We start from the raw sequence: 13,110 nt of genomic DNA, 5'->3' as shown, positions 1-13,110 counted from the left end.
GCAACCACGCGGCCACCGTTGGATCACAGCGAACCGTTCTCCAGCAGGTCACGGATCACGTCTTCCTTCCGACGGACCACGGTGCGACCATCTCCGTCGCTGTACACGACGACGGCTGCTCCTGGCGACAGTCCGGCCTCCGCGAGTACCCCCAAGGGGATCTCGACGATGCCGGCTTCGGAGACGGTGGTCTCGGCAGGTTCCCTGATCATCCCGTCAGTGTGGCACCGGAACTTTCGCGACCTACGCCCGCCGCTTCGACTGCTGACTGCGGTGCTGGTCTGTGTCAGCTGGGTCAGTCATCCATCGACGGTGGCTCGGCTTCGACAACCCCCGCCGGGTCCGCCTCAGGCACGGCGCTGATGCGCTCGCCGTGGCGGTAGTACCGCCACGCGCTCCTGTACGTATTGGGACTGTCGTCGTACATGATCACGTAACCCATGAGGGCGGCGACCTGCCACTTGTCCGGTATCTCCGCCGAGATCAGCTGGAAGACCTCGTCGGCGGTCATCGCGGCCGATGGCACGTGAACGCTTCGAGCCTTGAACTCCGCCGACTTTCCATACCTGAAGATGTACGGGAGGCCGGCCTTGATCGCTTCTAGGAGTTCATGCAGCGTCGTCTCGCCAGCCTGCAGACCCTCGATCGGCCGGTCCAGGTCAATGGGGAACAGGACATCGAAGTGATTCCGCTTGAGGACCGTGCTGTCTCGCTGCCGGCCCGGATCCTTGTTGCCGAAGCCGTTGTTGTTCCAGGGGATGTCGCCCTGTCCCTTGTGGTGGGTGATGAGCAGCTGCTCGGGGGCGAGGGCGGAGAAGTCCTCCGCCACGTACAGACACGAGAAGGCCATCTCATCCAGGGAGATGTTGCGACGCCCAGAGATCTTGCGCAGATGGTTGCCGAGGCGGGCCGGCAGCGACTTGTCGGCCTTGCCGACGTAGACGAACTTCCCGTTCAGGTAGAGCTGGTAGACCCCGGGCTTCTCTTTGAGTCGCGCGATGCTCTCTTCGGAGAGAGGCGCCCGGCCAAGCTTCTTCAGCGCGTACGCCAACTGGTCGCCGAGCGCCTTGGTGATGCTCAGGGTGAAGTCCTTGTGGTACTGCGTTCCGTCCTCGGAGCCCACCACCGGCACCATTCGTCCACTCCCTTGGTCGACATGATCCCGGAAACCCTATCGGTGGCCTGCGCACGTGGCCGAACCTTCACCTCGAAATGGCTTGAAGATCTACAACTCCGCGGTATGCTTTTGGAATGGCTGAACTGCAAGAAGGATCAAAGAAGGACCGCACGGGCGTCGAGCTCTTCGCTGGCGCTGGCGGTCTGGCCATGGCTGTCCACCGCGCCGGATTCCGCCCCCTGCTTTTCAACGAGTTCGCCAAGCGGGCATGCGAGACCCTGGAGGCCAACGGGGCCCAGCGGCTGCCCGACGGCCAGAAGCCGACCCGAGCACCCGGGCCTGGCGAGAAGGTGCCCCTCGTCGCGGGCGATGTCCAAGGGCTCGACATGGACTATCTGGCGGGCCAGGTGGACGTGCTCGCCGGAGGTCCTCCCTGCCAGCCGTTCAGCCTCGGCGGCGTCGCCAAGGGCGACGAGGACAAGCGGAACATGTTTCCCCAGATGTTCAAGGCCGTCCAACAGATCCAGCCGAAGGCCGTGATCTGCGAGAACGTGCGCGGCCTGCTCAGGCCCTCGTTCCGCCGCTACTTCGACTACATCCAGCGCGAGCTGGAGCTGCCCTTCGAGGAGCGAGGCGACCGTACCTGGGAGCAGCACTACGAGTACCTGCTGGAGCGGCGGGAGAAGGAGCCGGACGACCCCAAGAAGCGGTACGACATCGTCATGATGCCGGTGAACGCTGCCGACTACGGGGTGCCCCAGATCCGCAACCGCGTGATCATCGTTGCTTTCCGTCGCGACCTGAACGTCGACCTTGAGCTGTTCAAGGAGCTCGTGAAGCCGACGCACTCCGAGTCCGCTCTCTTTCGGTCCATGGAGGACGGGAGCTACTGGGAGCGGCACTCGAATGTGCCCACCCACGTGCGCGAGTGGGTCATGGCCCGGCTCCCGAAGACCATGCCGATGGACGACGGCCTGCTCCCCTGGTACACCCTGCGTGACGCGATCGCCGGCATCGGCGACAACAAGCCCCTGCCGGAGGTGCCGGACGAGTGGCTGGACCGCACCGAGCACTTCCTCGGCGGGTTCACGGAACACATCGGCTGGCCCGGTGCCCGGATCTACGACGGGCACACCCCCAACGAACTCGACCGCCCGGCGAAGACGGTCAAGGCCGGCGTTCACGGTGTGCCCGGCGGCGAGTCGGTCATGCTCCTGGACGAGCTGGTGGCCGACAAGGCCGCTCAGGGCGGCGTCCGGTACAAGTACAGGTACATGACGGTCCGCGAAACCGCGCGCGTCATGACGTTCCCCGACACGTGGGAGCTCAAGGGCCCCCGGGGGGAGAAGATGCGCCAGCTCGGCAATGCCGTACCCGTTGCCCTTGGCGAGGTCTTCGCGAAGGCGGTCGCCACCGTCCTGGACGAGGCGGAGGAGCGACGGAAGTGACCGGGCCCACCAGCAGGGCGCAGAGCGGCTGGAAGCACGACTCGCCACCGGACCGGGCATGGAAAGGGCGGCCCGGTAGAACCCGGGCCGCCATCGCGGCCGAACAGGACCGGGCGGCCGGTGGTCGCCACAGGCGCTCGGTAGATCTTGGTGAGGGACGGTTCGCCCGGGCGTCGGTGGAGCTGAAGGTACTTCCCGACACGCGACGTATCCGCGCGTACCTGCGCTGGTCCGACGGCGGCAAGTCTCCCACTCGCTACCTCGGACAGGTCGAGCACGAGACCCGTGCCGCGAATCTTGCCGAGGGCTGGAGGATGGCCTGGGAGAAGGGCCTTCTCACCGAGGAGCCGCCGGCAGAGGGCTCCTGGGCTTCCTCGCCGTCGGTACGCGCGGTGATGCGAGCCAACCGGAGCAAGGACACCCGCCCCGAGCTGAGGCTCCGGTCCTTGCTGCACAAGCAGGGACTCCGCTATCGAGTGGCAGCACGGCCCCTGCCTGAACTGCGGCGTACCGCCGACCTGATCTTCTCTAAGCCCAAGGTCGCCGTGTTCGTCGACGGATGCTTCTGGCACGGCTGTCCAGAACACCTTCGGGAGTCACAGAAGAACGCCGAGTTCTGGCGAAGCAAGATCGAGGGCAACCAGGCCAGGGACGCGGAGACGGATCGCCTCCTGCAAGAGGCCGGCTGGACAGTCGTTCGCGTCTGGGAGCACGAGGCTCCTGACGCTGCCGCTGCGCGGGTGATATCAGCCGTACGAGTCTTGTCAGCAGACCGGCATGAATCCGAACAATCAGCATTGAACCCGAAGAGGTAGTCCAAATCGCCGACCCTCGTCGAGCGCACCCACATCTGACAGTACGTCGGGGGCTGAGGGTCGGCGTCTGCGGCGGTAGGTAGGATCCCGCCCATGGCTCCCAGCCCTGCTGACGCGACATCTCCACAGTTCGACCCGTTGGGCCTTGACTTGCTCGGCCGCAATCTCCGAGAGGAGATGGACGGGCGGCCACGTGTGCCCCTGAGCGAGGTAAAGCCGTTTCCGGGCGCAGGACTATATGCGCTCTATTATAAGGGCGACCTCGAAGTCTATAAGGGCCTGAAGGATCTCGATATCCCTATTTACGTAGGGAAGGCGTCGGCCGGCGATAGTGACTACGGGGACCCGCCGGACATGACCGAACGAAAGCTGTTCGGCCGAATAAGAGACCATCGCAGCAGCATTAAGCAAGCCGACAATCTCGACCCTTCGCATTTCGACGTCAGGTTCCTGACCCTCGACGACATCTGGATCGTCCTGGGCGAGCGGGCCCTTCTGCGCGCCTACAGTCCAGTTCTCTGGAATACGATCATGACTGGTTTCGGGGGGAACTCGCCAGGAAGAGGGCGAAGGAACGCCCGCTCCTTCTGGGATTCAATCCATCCTGGACGAAAGCGTGCTGCGACGCTGCTCTGTAATCGGAATTACAGCGAAGCGGAAATGAAAGAGCTCATCTCGGATGGTATCGGAATCTCGCTGATGGAATCAGGGGAGCAGCGCGACAAGGAATTGAAGGAATTTCGAAATCGGCCCGCGCAAACCATTTGGGAGGAAGCGGAGGGCTCCGGGAAAGGGCCTGTCCTCGTCTTCCGGGAGAGTGTTTTCTTGGAGGAGAATAGTCGTTTTGGATTCGACCTCAGCACTCTTGAATGGGAGCCAGCTGACGCTCCGAAGCAGACAACGGCAGAAGCGGCCGCCCTCGAAACTCTCGAAGGATGATCGTCGCCTGACAGATAGCCCTGCTCCCGCACAGTCTGTCTCGCGCTCGACGCACGCGGCTGCCTGCGTGTTTCTTGCCGCTCCATCAGCGCCGAGGCGAACGACTTCGGCCATTGGCTGAACGGCGCCCTTCTCGGCGGTCTGATGCTTCCCGAGACTGCTGCACTGGACGAGGGAGGGCGCCATGGCAGCGGCACGGCAGCGGCGAGGAACAGCGGCTCGGAAGCGTCGAGAGAGGCGACTCCGGGGCAGCGTCATCGCCGGGGTCGTGGGCGTCGTCGTGCTGGTGGCCTTCTGGAGCGTGATCTGGCCTTATCTCGTCGCTGGTCTCGTTCTGGGTGGGCTCGCAGGCGGCGGGTGGTGGTTGTGGCGCACCGATCGGTTCGTCCGGGGCGGTGATCGGCAGTGGCGGTATGACGAGGCGGTGAAGGCAGGGCACCGGACGCTGGCCGAGGTCGACGTGATGACGGGGACGGAGTTCGAGGACTTCGTCGTGGACCTGTGCCGGCGCGACGGGTGCACCGACGTGCGGAGGGTCGGGGGCTCTCACGACAACGGGGCCGACGTGCTGGGGCTCCTTCCCGACGGGCGGAGCATGGTGATCCAGTGCAAGCGGTACACGCCCAAGAGCAAGATCCCCAGCCGGGAGGTACGGGACCTGCTCGGCGCGAGGGTGCACTTCAAGGCCGACGTGGCGATCTTCGTGGCCACGACGTACTTCAGCGGGCCCGCTGAGAGGTTCGCCACGGAGAATGACATCCTCGCTGTCCATCGCGATCACCTCGGGCTGTGGAACAACGGGGCCTCGCTGCTGTCGCTCGGCGCGGTGAACGGGCTGGGACAAGGGGACCGGCGGCACCGGGAGCGGTGGAAGGAGACCTACGGGTAGAAGGCGAGGACGGCCGGAAAACGATGGTGCAGCGGTAGGTGGAGTGGTCCGGGGCGGGCGTTCGGCGTCGGTACTCTGGAGCGCATGTCTACTGCCCCGGTTCGCGTTCGTTTCGCCCCGTCCCCGACCGGCATGTTCCATGTCGGTGGTGCACGGTCCGCTCTCTACAACTGGGCGGTGGCGCGACAGTCCGGCGGCACGTTCGTCCTGCGGATCGAGGACACCGACGCGGCCCGGAACAAGCCGGAGTGGATCGACGGTATCATTAGCGCGCTCGCGGCGATCGGCATCCATGGTGAGGACGCGGCCTTCGAGGGGCCGTACTTCCAGTCGCACAACGCCGACCGGCACCGGGAAGCGGCTCAGCAGCTCTTCGCGGCCGGGCGGGCGTACTACTGCGACTGCACCCGGGAGCAGCTGAAGGAGCGCACCGGGTCGGACCACCTCGGGTACGACGGGTTCTGCCGGGAGCGGGGGCTGGCCTTCGAGGAGGGCCGGGCACTGCGGTTCCGGACGCCGGACGAGGGCGAGACCGTCGTGGTCGACCTGATCCGCGGGGAGCCGGCGTTCCCGAACAGCGCGATCGAGGACTTCGTGATCGCCCGTGGTGACGGATCCCCGGTCTTCCTGATCGCGAACGTGGTCGACGACCTGGACGAGGGCATCACGCAGGTCATCCGTGGCGAGGAGCACCTGTCGAACACGCCGAAGCAGCAGCTCCTGTGGGAGGCGCTCGGCGCCAAGCCGCCGGTGTGGGCGCACCTGCCGGTGATCGTGAACGAGAAGCGGCAGAAGCTGTCCAAGCGCCGTGACAAGGTCGCGCTGGAGGACTACCTCGCCGAGGGCTTCCTGCCCGAGGCGATGGTGAACTACCTCATGCTCCTCGGCTGGGGCCCCGGCGACGACCGCGAGATCATGCCGTACGAGGAGCTGGAGCAGCTCTTCCGGATCGAGGACGTCAACACCGCGCCGGCGTTCTTCGACGTGAAGAAGCTGACGGCGTTCAACGGTGACTACATCCGTGCGCTCTCGCCGGAGCAGTTCGCCGCCGCCTGCGCGCCGTGGCTCGTCGCCCCGTACGCGCCGTGGGCACCGGAGGCGTTCGACAAGGGCGTCTTCGAGGTGGCGGCGGAGCTGGCTCAGACCCGGATCGCGCTGCTGTCGGAGATCATCAGCTACGTGGACTTCCTGTTCCTCGACGTGCCGGTCGAGGACGAGGCGTCGTGGAATAAGGCGATGAAGGCCGGCGCCGGTGACATCCTGGCCGACACCCGTGCAGAGCTGGCCACCGTCGCGGACTGGAAGGCGGACGACCTGAAGTCCGTGCTTCTCGCCGTGGGCGAGAAGCACGGACTCAAGCTGGGCAAGGCCCAGGCGCCCATCCGGGTCGCGGTCACCGGCCGCACAATCGGACTCCCGCTGTTCGAGTCCATGGAGCTGCTCGGCCGAGACCGTGTGCTGGCCCGTCTGGACGCGGCGGCCAAGAAGCTGGCCGCCGCGCAGGCGTAGCCGCCGGTCAGGCAACCTTCGCGAGGAGGTCGCCCCAGGCGTTGCCGAAGTAGTTCAGATCGAACCGGGCCAGGGCCTCGTACGCTGCCTTGGCCTCGGTCTGGCGTGCCGTCGCGCGTTCCCGGACCTGCGCAGGCAGTCGGCCGAGGTCCGGGGTCGGCTGGCCGGTCAGCGTGGCGAGGTCGCCCAGCCCGGCCACCGGGCGAATCAGGCAGGGCAGGCCGAGCAGTAGGGCCTCGGCCGCGCAGCGGCTCCAGCCCTCCCGCATCTGGGGGAGGAAGACGCCGACGTCGCACGCGCACAGCAGCCGCAGGTACCGCTCGCGGTCGACGTCGTAATGGGCGCCGTCGAAGCCGATGGTGTTGCTGCCGCTGGTGATCACCCGCAGCCTGGGCGCGCCGGCCAGGGCCGCCGAGACCTCCTCGGTGCCCTTCCAGTGCACGGCCTTGCCCGCGTACACGCCGATCACGTCCGGCGACAGACCGAACTCGGCGCGGCACTCGGTCCGGTCGAAGCCACGGGCCCGCTCGACCTCCGTCATATCGAAGGCGTTGTAGATCACCCGGACGTTTCGGACGCCTCGGGCCTGGAGGAAGCTCGCCCAGTACGGGGCGACGCAGACCACAGCGGCGCACTGCGGCAGCACCCGGAACAGGTGCTCCCAGAGCATGGCCTCGACCGGGGCGGAGTCGTGCTGCAGCGGCTCGTAGTGGTGCAGGAGGAACACCGTGCGGGCCCGCATCTCCCGGGTGAAGAGCAGCAGGCTCAGGTCGTCCCACACGAAGGTGCCGCTGGCGCCGTCCAGCGCCCGGACCGACGGGGCCAGGCGGGCGAGGTGGCGGAGCTTGCGCCAGCGGCGGACGCGGTAGGTGCGCTTGTGATCCGGGACCGTGCGCCACTCCACGTCGTTGGCCGTCGCCTCGTGAAGCATCCGCAGGTAGACCCGGCCGCCGGTCCGGCCCACAGGCGCCATCGAGTAGACGACCCGCTTCACGGACGTACCTCCTGTTGGTGGCGGATGTACTCGGCGTGGAGCAGCGCGTGCATGGCCTCCAGGTGGGGGCTGAGGCCGCGGGCGGCGTCGGCGAGCGGGAGATAGAAGTCCTCCATGCTCTGGAGGAACCGTCGGCGCCTGTCGAGGTTGGGCGAGGCGGCGAGATCGCGCAGGTTGTGGAGGCGGTCGGCGAGCCGAACGAGGAGGTCCTCGGGCGGGAGCGCGGCCTGCTTGAAGCGCCAGCGGGTTTCGTCGCCGGCGGCCTTGGGACGCTGTTCGAGGCGGTGGTCGGCCGTCATCGCCCGCAGACGGGCGGTGAATCGGCCGCCCAGGTGCTGGACGAGCAGCGCCTCCGATTCGGGGGCCACCTCCAGGGCGTCGTGGAGGAGGGCGAGGAGAAGGGTCTCGACCTGGCTGACCCTGATCTCGGTGGCGAGCAGAGTGATGATGGCGAGCGGGTGTTCCAGGTAGGGCGTGCCCTGGTCGCGGGTGTGGCCGTCATAGACGGTGAGCGCGAGGGCGCCGGCGACGCGGGCGCGGGACTGCTCGTCCGTGCTCCACGCGGCGGCGCCGAGCACGGTGAGGACGTGGTCCAGGTCGATGGGGTTCATCCGCTCCACCTCGTACGGGGGGCCGTGGCTCGGGGGTCGGGCACGTGGTCGGCGAGGAGCAGGGTGTCGCCGACCGCCAGGGCGTCGAGGCCGAGGTCTGCTGCCGCTGCCGCGGCCTGCTCGGCGGTCCGCAGGATCGGAGCGCCCTTGCGGTTGAAGGAGGTGTTCAGCAGCAGCGGTAGCCCGGTGCGGTCGTGGAACTGCTCCAGGAGTTCGCGCAGGCCCTGGTGGTCGGGGGCGACGGACTGGACTCGGGCGGTGCCGTCGTGGTGGGTGACTGCGGCGATGCGATCCGCTCGGCATCGGCGGACACGGGCGACACGGTTCATGAAGGGGTCACCCGCCGACATGAACCACTCCCTGGCGTGCTCGGCGAGGACCGCCGGGGCGAAGGGGCGGTATGTAGCTCGCTTCTTGATCGCGTTGAGCCGGTCGCGCGTGGCGGCGTGGCCGGGGTGGGCGAGGATCGAGCGATGGCCGAGGGCCCGTGGCCCGAATTCGAGCTGTCCCTGTACCCAGCCGACGATGTGGTGTTCCGCGAGGAGTGCGGTCACTGTGGGCGCCAGCGCCGGGCCGAGGCCGGTCAGGGCGCGGTATCCGGGCGGCACCGCAGTGGTCGCAAGGGTGCCGGGGCGCGGGCCCCAGGCCGCGTCGGTCGGCACCGGGAGGCGCTCTTGGCCGAGCTGGTAGTGCCAGCCGTAGATTGCGGCGCCCACGGCGGTGCCCGCGTCGTGCGGGGCCGGTGCAACGAAGAGGGTGTCGAAGCCGCTGTCGGCTGCCAGCTGGCCGTTGAGATGGGAGTTCAGGGCGCACCCGCCCGAGAACACCAACGTCGATGCCCTGGTGAGTCGTCGCAGGTGACGGGCGACATGGACGACGGACTCGGCGAAGACCTCCTGGACGGCGGCGGCCAGGTCTGCCCGCTCGTGGTCCGGCTGCCCCGTGACGTTGTCGGCGGTCCAGGCCCGGCCGCCGAGCAGCAGCGGTGTGCTGCTGTCCGCTGAGCCCCAGGGGTGGTCGATGCGGACCTCGCCGTCGTTGCCGAGCCGGACCAGCTCGCGGATCTGTGCTCCGTAGCGCTGGGGATCGCCGAAGGCCGCGAGCGCCATCATGCTGCCCTCGGGCTCATCGCCGGGCGGGATCACCCGCCGCGCGAGGTTCCGGTAGAAGTGCCCGAGGGAGGAGTGCACGCGTCGGGGGCCGGCCGGGCTGGGCACGACGGTCGGCATGCCCTGGTGGAGGCGGTCGATGCGATCGGGTCGCAGGTCGTACCCGGTGATGCGCTCGCGGCCGGGGCCGAAGTCGGAGCCGAGGGAGGAGCCGCCGGCGTCGATGACGAGGCCGGCCGCGTGGTCGTGGCCGGAGAGCAGGTAGCCGGAGAGCACGTGGGCCGTGTGGTGGGAGAGGAGGCGGAGGTGTTCGCCGAGCGGGGCGGGCAGGAGGGTGGCGAGTTCGTCGCGCTCCTCGGCCAGCCACCAGCCGGCGGCGGGGTTGGGACGCATGGAGGCGGCCCAGACGGCGTCGATGTCCTGCGGTTCGAGGCCGGCGGCCTCCAGGCACCACTGGAGCGCGCGGGTCGGGGTGGCGAGCGTGCCCTTGCGGGTGGGGTGGTTGTGCTTGATGCCGCTCCAGCGTTCCTCCTCGGCCGCGTAGAGGCGGCCATCGACGAGTAAGGCGGCGCTGGTGTCGTGGTGGAAGTTCAGTCCGAGGACTGCGGGCATGGTGGTGTACCTCCGGTCTGGGGTCAGACGGTGAGGGCCGGGGTGGGGAGGAGGGCGGCGCCGGAGTCGGTGTACTCGTGGCAGCGGAGGCAGAACCGGAAGTGGTGGCCTCGGGGCGCGAACACCTTGGCCGCGAAGTCCTCGTCCCAGATGCTGAATTCGCTGTCATCCTTCGCCATGGCGTTGAAGCAGCGGTAGCAGGACCCGTCCATCTCGATCATCAGGTGCTGGTCGAGGTAGCGGTCGCAGATGCCGCGCAGCTCGTTGGCCGGCTGGCCGACGTCGACGTGGTGCACGTGGTTGGTGACGTGGATGGCGCCGTACGTGTCGCAGAGCCTTGCAAGCTGGGCGAGGCGGGTGGAACTGATGCCTTCCAGGACGCTGTTGATGACCACGGTCTTGCCGGCCTCGCGGAGGTGGGGCACGACGGCGTGGACCTCGTCGTAGTTCTCGTGCTCGTCGTCGCAGCCGATGAGGACCTGGTCGTATGAGCGGAGGGTGGCCTCCATGATCCACCTGTTGCGGGCCAGGCTGATGGCGTTCGTGCCCAGGACCATGACCTTGTCCGGCAGGCGGGTGCGGGCCGCGTCGCTGAGGGCCAGGAAGTCCCGGTGCACGGTGGGTTCGCCGCCGTTGATGTGCAGCTGCTGGAAGGGGATGGTCTCCAGCCGGGTCAGGATGGTGGAGAACAGCTCCTGGGACATGTTCTCGCCCTGGGCGCCGTCGGCGAAGATGCAGAAGTCGCAGGACCGGTTGCACTTCGTCGTGATCTTGATCTTCGCCGTCTTCAGGGCGCGGGGCTGGGGCGCACGCGCGGGCATGGCGGGACTCCTTGTGTCAGGGGTGGACGTCGCCAGGGGTGAGGGTGAGAAAGTCCTGCGCGGTGGACTTCTGCCGGTGCCAGAGAGCGAGGGTCGCGCGCAGGGTGCCGGCGGTGGTCGGGCCGGTGGGGATCAGCGTCGTCATCCGGGCGGCCAGCCGCTGGGCAGAGGTGCTCTCGTCTGCCGCGAGCGCGTTCAGGGTCTGTGCGGCGGCTCGGAGTTCCTTCGCCTCGCGCCGGATGAGGTACTCGGTCGCGACACCGGGCGGCGGGTCGAGGTAGTACAGCCAGCGGGCGACGCGTACGCGGAGCATTCCAGCGGTCATCACCCAGTCGGCACGGGCGTGCTCTTCGCCCTGGCCAGCAGTGCTGGCCGCGCCGGGAGCGCGGCGCATCGCAGCCTCCAGGGCGACGTGGGCCGTGCGGAGGAGGTGACGCGGACTCCGCGGACGGGCCTCGGTTCGGTCTGCGGCGTGCTCGAGGAATAGCTCGGCGTACCCGTCCAGCCCGTCCGGACGCCACTGAGTGAGGGCGGCCGTCTTGCCGGGGCATCGGGTCCGTGTCGCGAGTGCGGCGGCGGCGAACCAGCACGGGGCGAGGTAATGCCAGGCCACGCAGTGGCGCCGGTAGGCGGCGATGTCCGCAACCACGTTGTCGGTGCTGTCCGCCGCCAGCTGGTACCTGCCGCCCAGCCGTCCCTGGAGGATTCCCCTGTAGAACCGCTCGTCGACCTCGCACCACGGCGCCATCTGCGCCCGGGACTTCCAGCGCTGGAAGTCCCGGGCGCTCCCGCTGATCAGCGACCAGGTCGCGAGCTCGGGCGCGGAGACGAGCCGCCCATCCGCCTCGGCCACGGTGAACGCGAAGCCGGGCGGGTGCTCCAGGAGACGCCCGTGGGAGATCTCCCGGCGGACCGCGGCGGTGTGCGCGGCGGCCAGGCGGTGGTTCCACTCCTCCCAGTCGGCCGGGGCCTCGGGGAGGAAGACGCGTACGTCGATGTCGGAGTGGGGAGCCAGCAGGTCGGCCGGCTGCCACTTGTGGGTGAGCATCACCGCGCCGACGCCGTGGGCGTCCAGCTCGCTTTCGTACAGCGCTCCGAGCCCCACGTAGAGGGACGGCGCTTCGACCACCGCGATCACCGTTCCCCCGAGGAGGCGCGGGCGCAGGCGGGCCGGGCCGCGTCCGTGGTGAGGAGAGGCAGCACGGGCAGGACGGGGGTGCCTTCGGGGCGCTCCATCCGGTCCCAGCGCAGGTCGTAGTCCACGTAGTGGAAGCCCTGCCACGCATCGTTGGTGTTGCGGTCGAGCATGGCCTGGAAGAGGTGGGCGAAGGCGTCGCCGAGGGTGCCGTCGGCGAGATGGGGCTTCAGGGGGATGTCGCGGTTGTGGAGGATGCAGGGGCGGGCCACCCCGGTGGGCGTGATCTTGATGCGGTTGGCGTCAGAGCAGGTGGCGCAGCTGGAGTTGGAGATGAAGCCGATCGAGCCCGCCCAGCCGTCCGGGCGGAGGTACTGCCCCGGGCTGCGGACCCCGAGCTCGTCCCTGCGGACCTCGCCGGCGTTCGCGAACCACTCGTGGAGGCGGCCTCGGACCTCCGCCTCGCTGATGAACTCGGTGTCGAAGAGCGCCTGGGCGGGGCCGATGTTCTGGAGCTCGATCAGCCGGATGGCGATGGGCAGGTCGCGGGCGAGTTCGGCCACGGCGAAGGCGTCATCCAGGTAGGTGCGCTGAAGGACACAGTTGATCTTCACTCGCAGGCCGAGGGCGAGGGCGGTGTCGAGGGTGCGCCGGGTGACGCGCGGGTCGCCGCCGCCCATGATCGCGGCGGACCGGTCGGGGTCGAGGCTGTGCAGACTGAGGTTGAGGTATGTCAGACCGGCGCCGTGGAGCTTCTCGACGCTCAAGCCCCGGCGCAGGTTGCCGTGGCTGGTCATCCCGATCGCGGCACCGGCCCCGAGGCCGTCGGCGAGGCCCGAGAGCACGTCGAGGATGTCCGCCCGGAGGGTCGGCTCGCCGCCGGAGCAGTGCGCCTTCATGATCTTCCAGGTGCCGGCCTCGGCGGCGATGGCCGCGTAGTCGGAGGCGGTCAGGGGACGGTCCTTGTGTCCGTAGTCCGGCATGCAGCGGGGCTTGCAGAACACGCAGTCCAGGTTGCAGAGCGAGTTCAGGGTGAAGGCCAGGTAGGGGTGGTTGCGGTCGGTCGCGGCGAAGGCGGCGGCGAGGTCGTGATGGCGCGCGGTGGTCATCG

Annotated in this window: 13 protein-coding genes; 5 read left to right on the top strand and 8 right to left on the bottom strand. The window is 68.4% G+C overall.

Going from position 1 to position 13,110, the window contains the following annotated elements:
- Nucleotides 1–23 precede the first annotated feature (23 nt).
- Together ACWC97_RS29290 and ACWC97_RS29285 are read right to left on the bottom strand one after the other, a co-directional pair.
- Nucleotides 24–212 (bottom strand): AbrB/MazE/SpoVT family DNA-binding domain-containing protein, encoded by a 189-nt coding sequence (locus ACWC97_RS29290; RefSeq protein ID WP_450652528.1) that lies wholly within the window; start codon nt 210–212, stop codon nt 24–26.
- Between the two features lie 83 nt (nt 213–295).
- On the bottom strand, nt 296–1,135 hold the full coding sequence (locus ACWC97_RS29285) for a GIY-YIG nuclease family protein (RefSeq protein ID WP_051874432.1): 840 nt from the start codon (nt 1,133–1,135) through the stop codon (nt 296–298).
- 116 nt (nt 1,136–1,251) lie between these two features.
- Between ACWC97_RS29285 and ACWC97_RS29280 the strand changes: the two genes are divergently transcribed.
- The 5 genes from ACWC97_RS29280 to gltX all read left to right on the top strand — a co-directional run bounded on the left by ACWC97_RS29280 (nt 1,252) and on the right by gltX (nt 6,717).
- A complete protein-coding gene (locus ACWC97_RS29280) occupies nt 1,252–2,565 on the top strand; it encodes a DNA cytosine methyltransferase (protein WP_450652525.1) in 1,314 nt (437 codons plus the stop codon).
- Entirely contained in the window at nt 2,562–3,380 is an 819-nt protein-coding gene (locus ACWC97_RS29275; protein ID WP_450652524.1) for a very short patch repair endonuclease, read from the top strand. The genes ACWC97_RS29280 and ACWC97_RS29275 overlap by 4 nt, the downstream gene beginning before the upstream one ends.
- Nucleotides 3,381–3,473: 93 nt before the next feature.
- Nucleotides 3,474–4,319: an Eco29kI family restriction endonuclease gene (locus tag ACWC97_RS29270; RefSeq protein WP_450652523.1), complete on the top strand. Its 846-nt coding sequence runs from the start codon at nt 3,474–3,476 to the stop codon at nt 4,317–4,319.
- Nucleotides 4,320–4,503: 184 nt separating this feature from the next.
- Nucleotides 4,504–5,208 carry a restriction endonuclease gene (locus tag ACWC97_RS29265; protein WP_450652521.1) on the top strand — a complete coding sequence of 235 codons (705 nt, stop codon included), beginning with the start codon at nt 4,504–4,506 and terminating at the stop codon, nt 5,206–5,208.
- A 132-nt stretch (nt 5,209–5,340) separates the two neighbouring features.
- Nucleotides 5,341–6,717 carry a glutamate--tRNA ligase gene (gene gltX, locus ACWC97_RS29260; protein ID WP_450652546.1) on the top strand — a complete coding sequence of 459 codons (1,377 nt, stop codon included), beginning with the start codon at nt 5,341–5,343 and terminating at the stop codon, nt 6,715–6,717.
- 7 nt (nt 6,718–6,724) lie between these two features.
- Here gltX and ACWC97_RS29255 read toward each other — a convergent pair whose 3' ends face one another.
- Genes ACWC97_RS29255 through ACWC97_RS29230 form a run of 6 tightly spaced genes read right to left on the bottom strand, consistent with a single transcriptional unit; the run spans nt 6,725 to nt 13,108 of the window.
- Entirely contained in the window at nt 6,725–7,711 is a 987-nt protein-coding gene (locus tag ACWC97_RS29255) for a glycosyltransferase (protein WP_450652520.1), read from the bottom strand.
- Entirely contained in the window at nt 7,708–8,322 is a 615-nt protein-coding gene (locus ACWC97_RS29250; RefSeq protein WP_450652518.1) for an HD domain-containing protein, read from the bottom strand. Before ACWC97_RS29250 ends, ACWC97_RS29255 begins: the two co-directional genes overlap by 4 nt.
- Nucleotides 8,319–10,043 (bottom strand): carbamoyltransferase C-terminal domain-containing protein, encoded by a 1,725-nt coding sequence (locus tag ACWC97_RS29245; protein ID WP_450652516.1) that lies wholly within the window; start codon nt 10,041–10,043, stop codon nt 8,319–8,321. Before ACWC97_RS29245 ends, ACWC97_RS29250 begins: the two co-directional genes overlap by 4 nt.
- Nucleotides 10,044–10,066: 23 nt before the next feature.
- Nucleotides 10,067–10,864 (bottom strand): radical SAM protein, encoded by a 798-nt coding sequence (locus ACWC97_RS29240; protein ID WP_450652514.1) that lies wholly within the window; start codon nt 10,862–10,864, stop codon nt 10,067–10,069.
- Nucleotides 10,865–10,880: 16 nt separating this feature from the next.
- A complete protein-coding gene (locus ACWC97_RS29235) occupies nt 10,881–11,999 on the bottom strand; it encodes a hypothetical protein (protein ID WP_450652544.1) in 1,119 nt (372 codons plus the stop codon).
- Entirely contained in the window at nt 11,999–13,108 is a 1,110-nt protein-coding gene (locus tag ACWC97_RS29230) for a radical SAM protein (protein WP_450652512.1), read from the bottom strand. Before ACWC97_RS29230 ends, ACWC97_RS29235 begins: the two co-directional genes overlap by 1 nt.
- Nucleotides 13,109–13,110: the final 2 nt, after the last annotated feature.

This window comes from Streptomyces sp. NPDC001108 (genome assembly GCF_053598535.1).
The sequence above is the reverse complement of the archived record's forward strand: the minus strand, read 5'-3'. Positions and strand labels throughout refer to the sequence as shown.

Coding starts and splice junctions, on each gene's coding strand:
- ACWC97_RS29290 (WP_450652528.1), bottom strand. CDS start 212: ATGATCAGGGAACCTGCCGAGACCACCGTCTCCGAAGCCGGCATCGTC.
- ACWC97_RS29285 (WP_051874432.1), bottom strand. CDS start 1,135: ATGGTGCCGGTGGTGGGCTCCGAGGACGGAACGCAGTACCACAAGGAC.
- ACWC97_RS29280 (WP_450652525.1), top strand. CDS start 1,252: ATGGCTGAACTGCAAGAAGGATCAAAGAAGGACCGCACGGGCGTCGAG.
- ACWC97_RS29270 (WP_450652523.1), top strand. CDS start 3,474: ATGGCTCCCAGCCCTGCTGACGCGACATCTCCACAGTTCGACCCGTTG.
- ACWC97_RS29265 (WP_450652521.1), top strand. CDS start 4,504: ATGGCAGCGGCACGGCAGCGGCGAGGAACAGCGGCTCGGAAGCGTCGA.
- gltX (WP_450652546.1), top strand. CDS start 5,341: ATGTTCCATGTCGGTGGTGCACGGTCCGCTCTCTACAACTGGGCGGTG.
- ACWC97_RS29250 (WP_450652518.1), bottom strand. CDS start 8,322: ATGAACCCCATCGACCTGGACCACGTCCTCACCGTGCTCGGCGCCGCC.
- ACWC97_RS29245 (WP_450652516.1), bottom strand. CDS start 10,043: ATGCCCGCAGTCCTCGGACTGAACTTCCACCACGACACCAGCGCCGCC.
- ACWC97_RS29240 (WP_450652514.1), bottom strand. CDS start 10,864: ATGCCCGCGCGTGCGCCCCAGCCCCGCGCCCTGAAGACGGCGAAGATC.
- ACWC97_RS29230 (WP_450652512.1), bottom strand. CDS start 13,108: ATGACCACCGCGCGCCATCACGACCTCGCCGCCGCCTTCGCCGCGACC.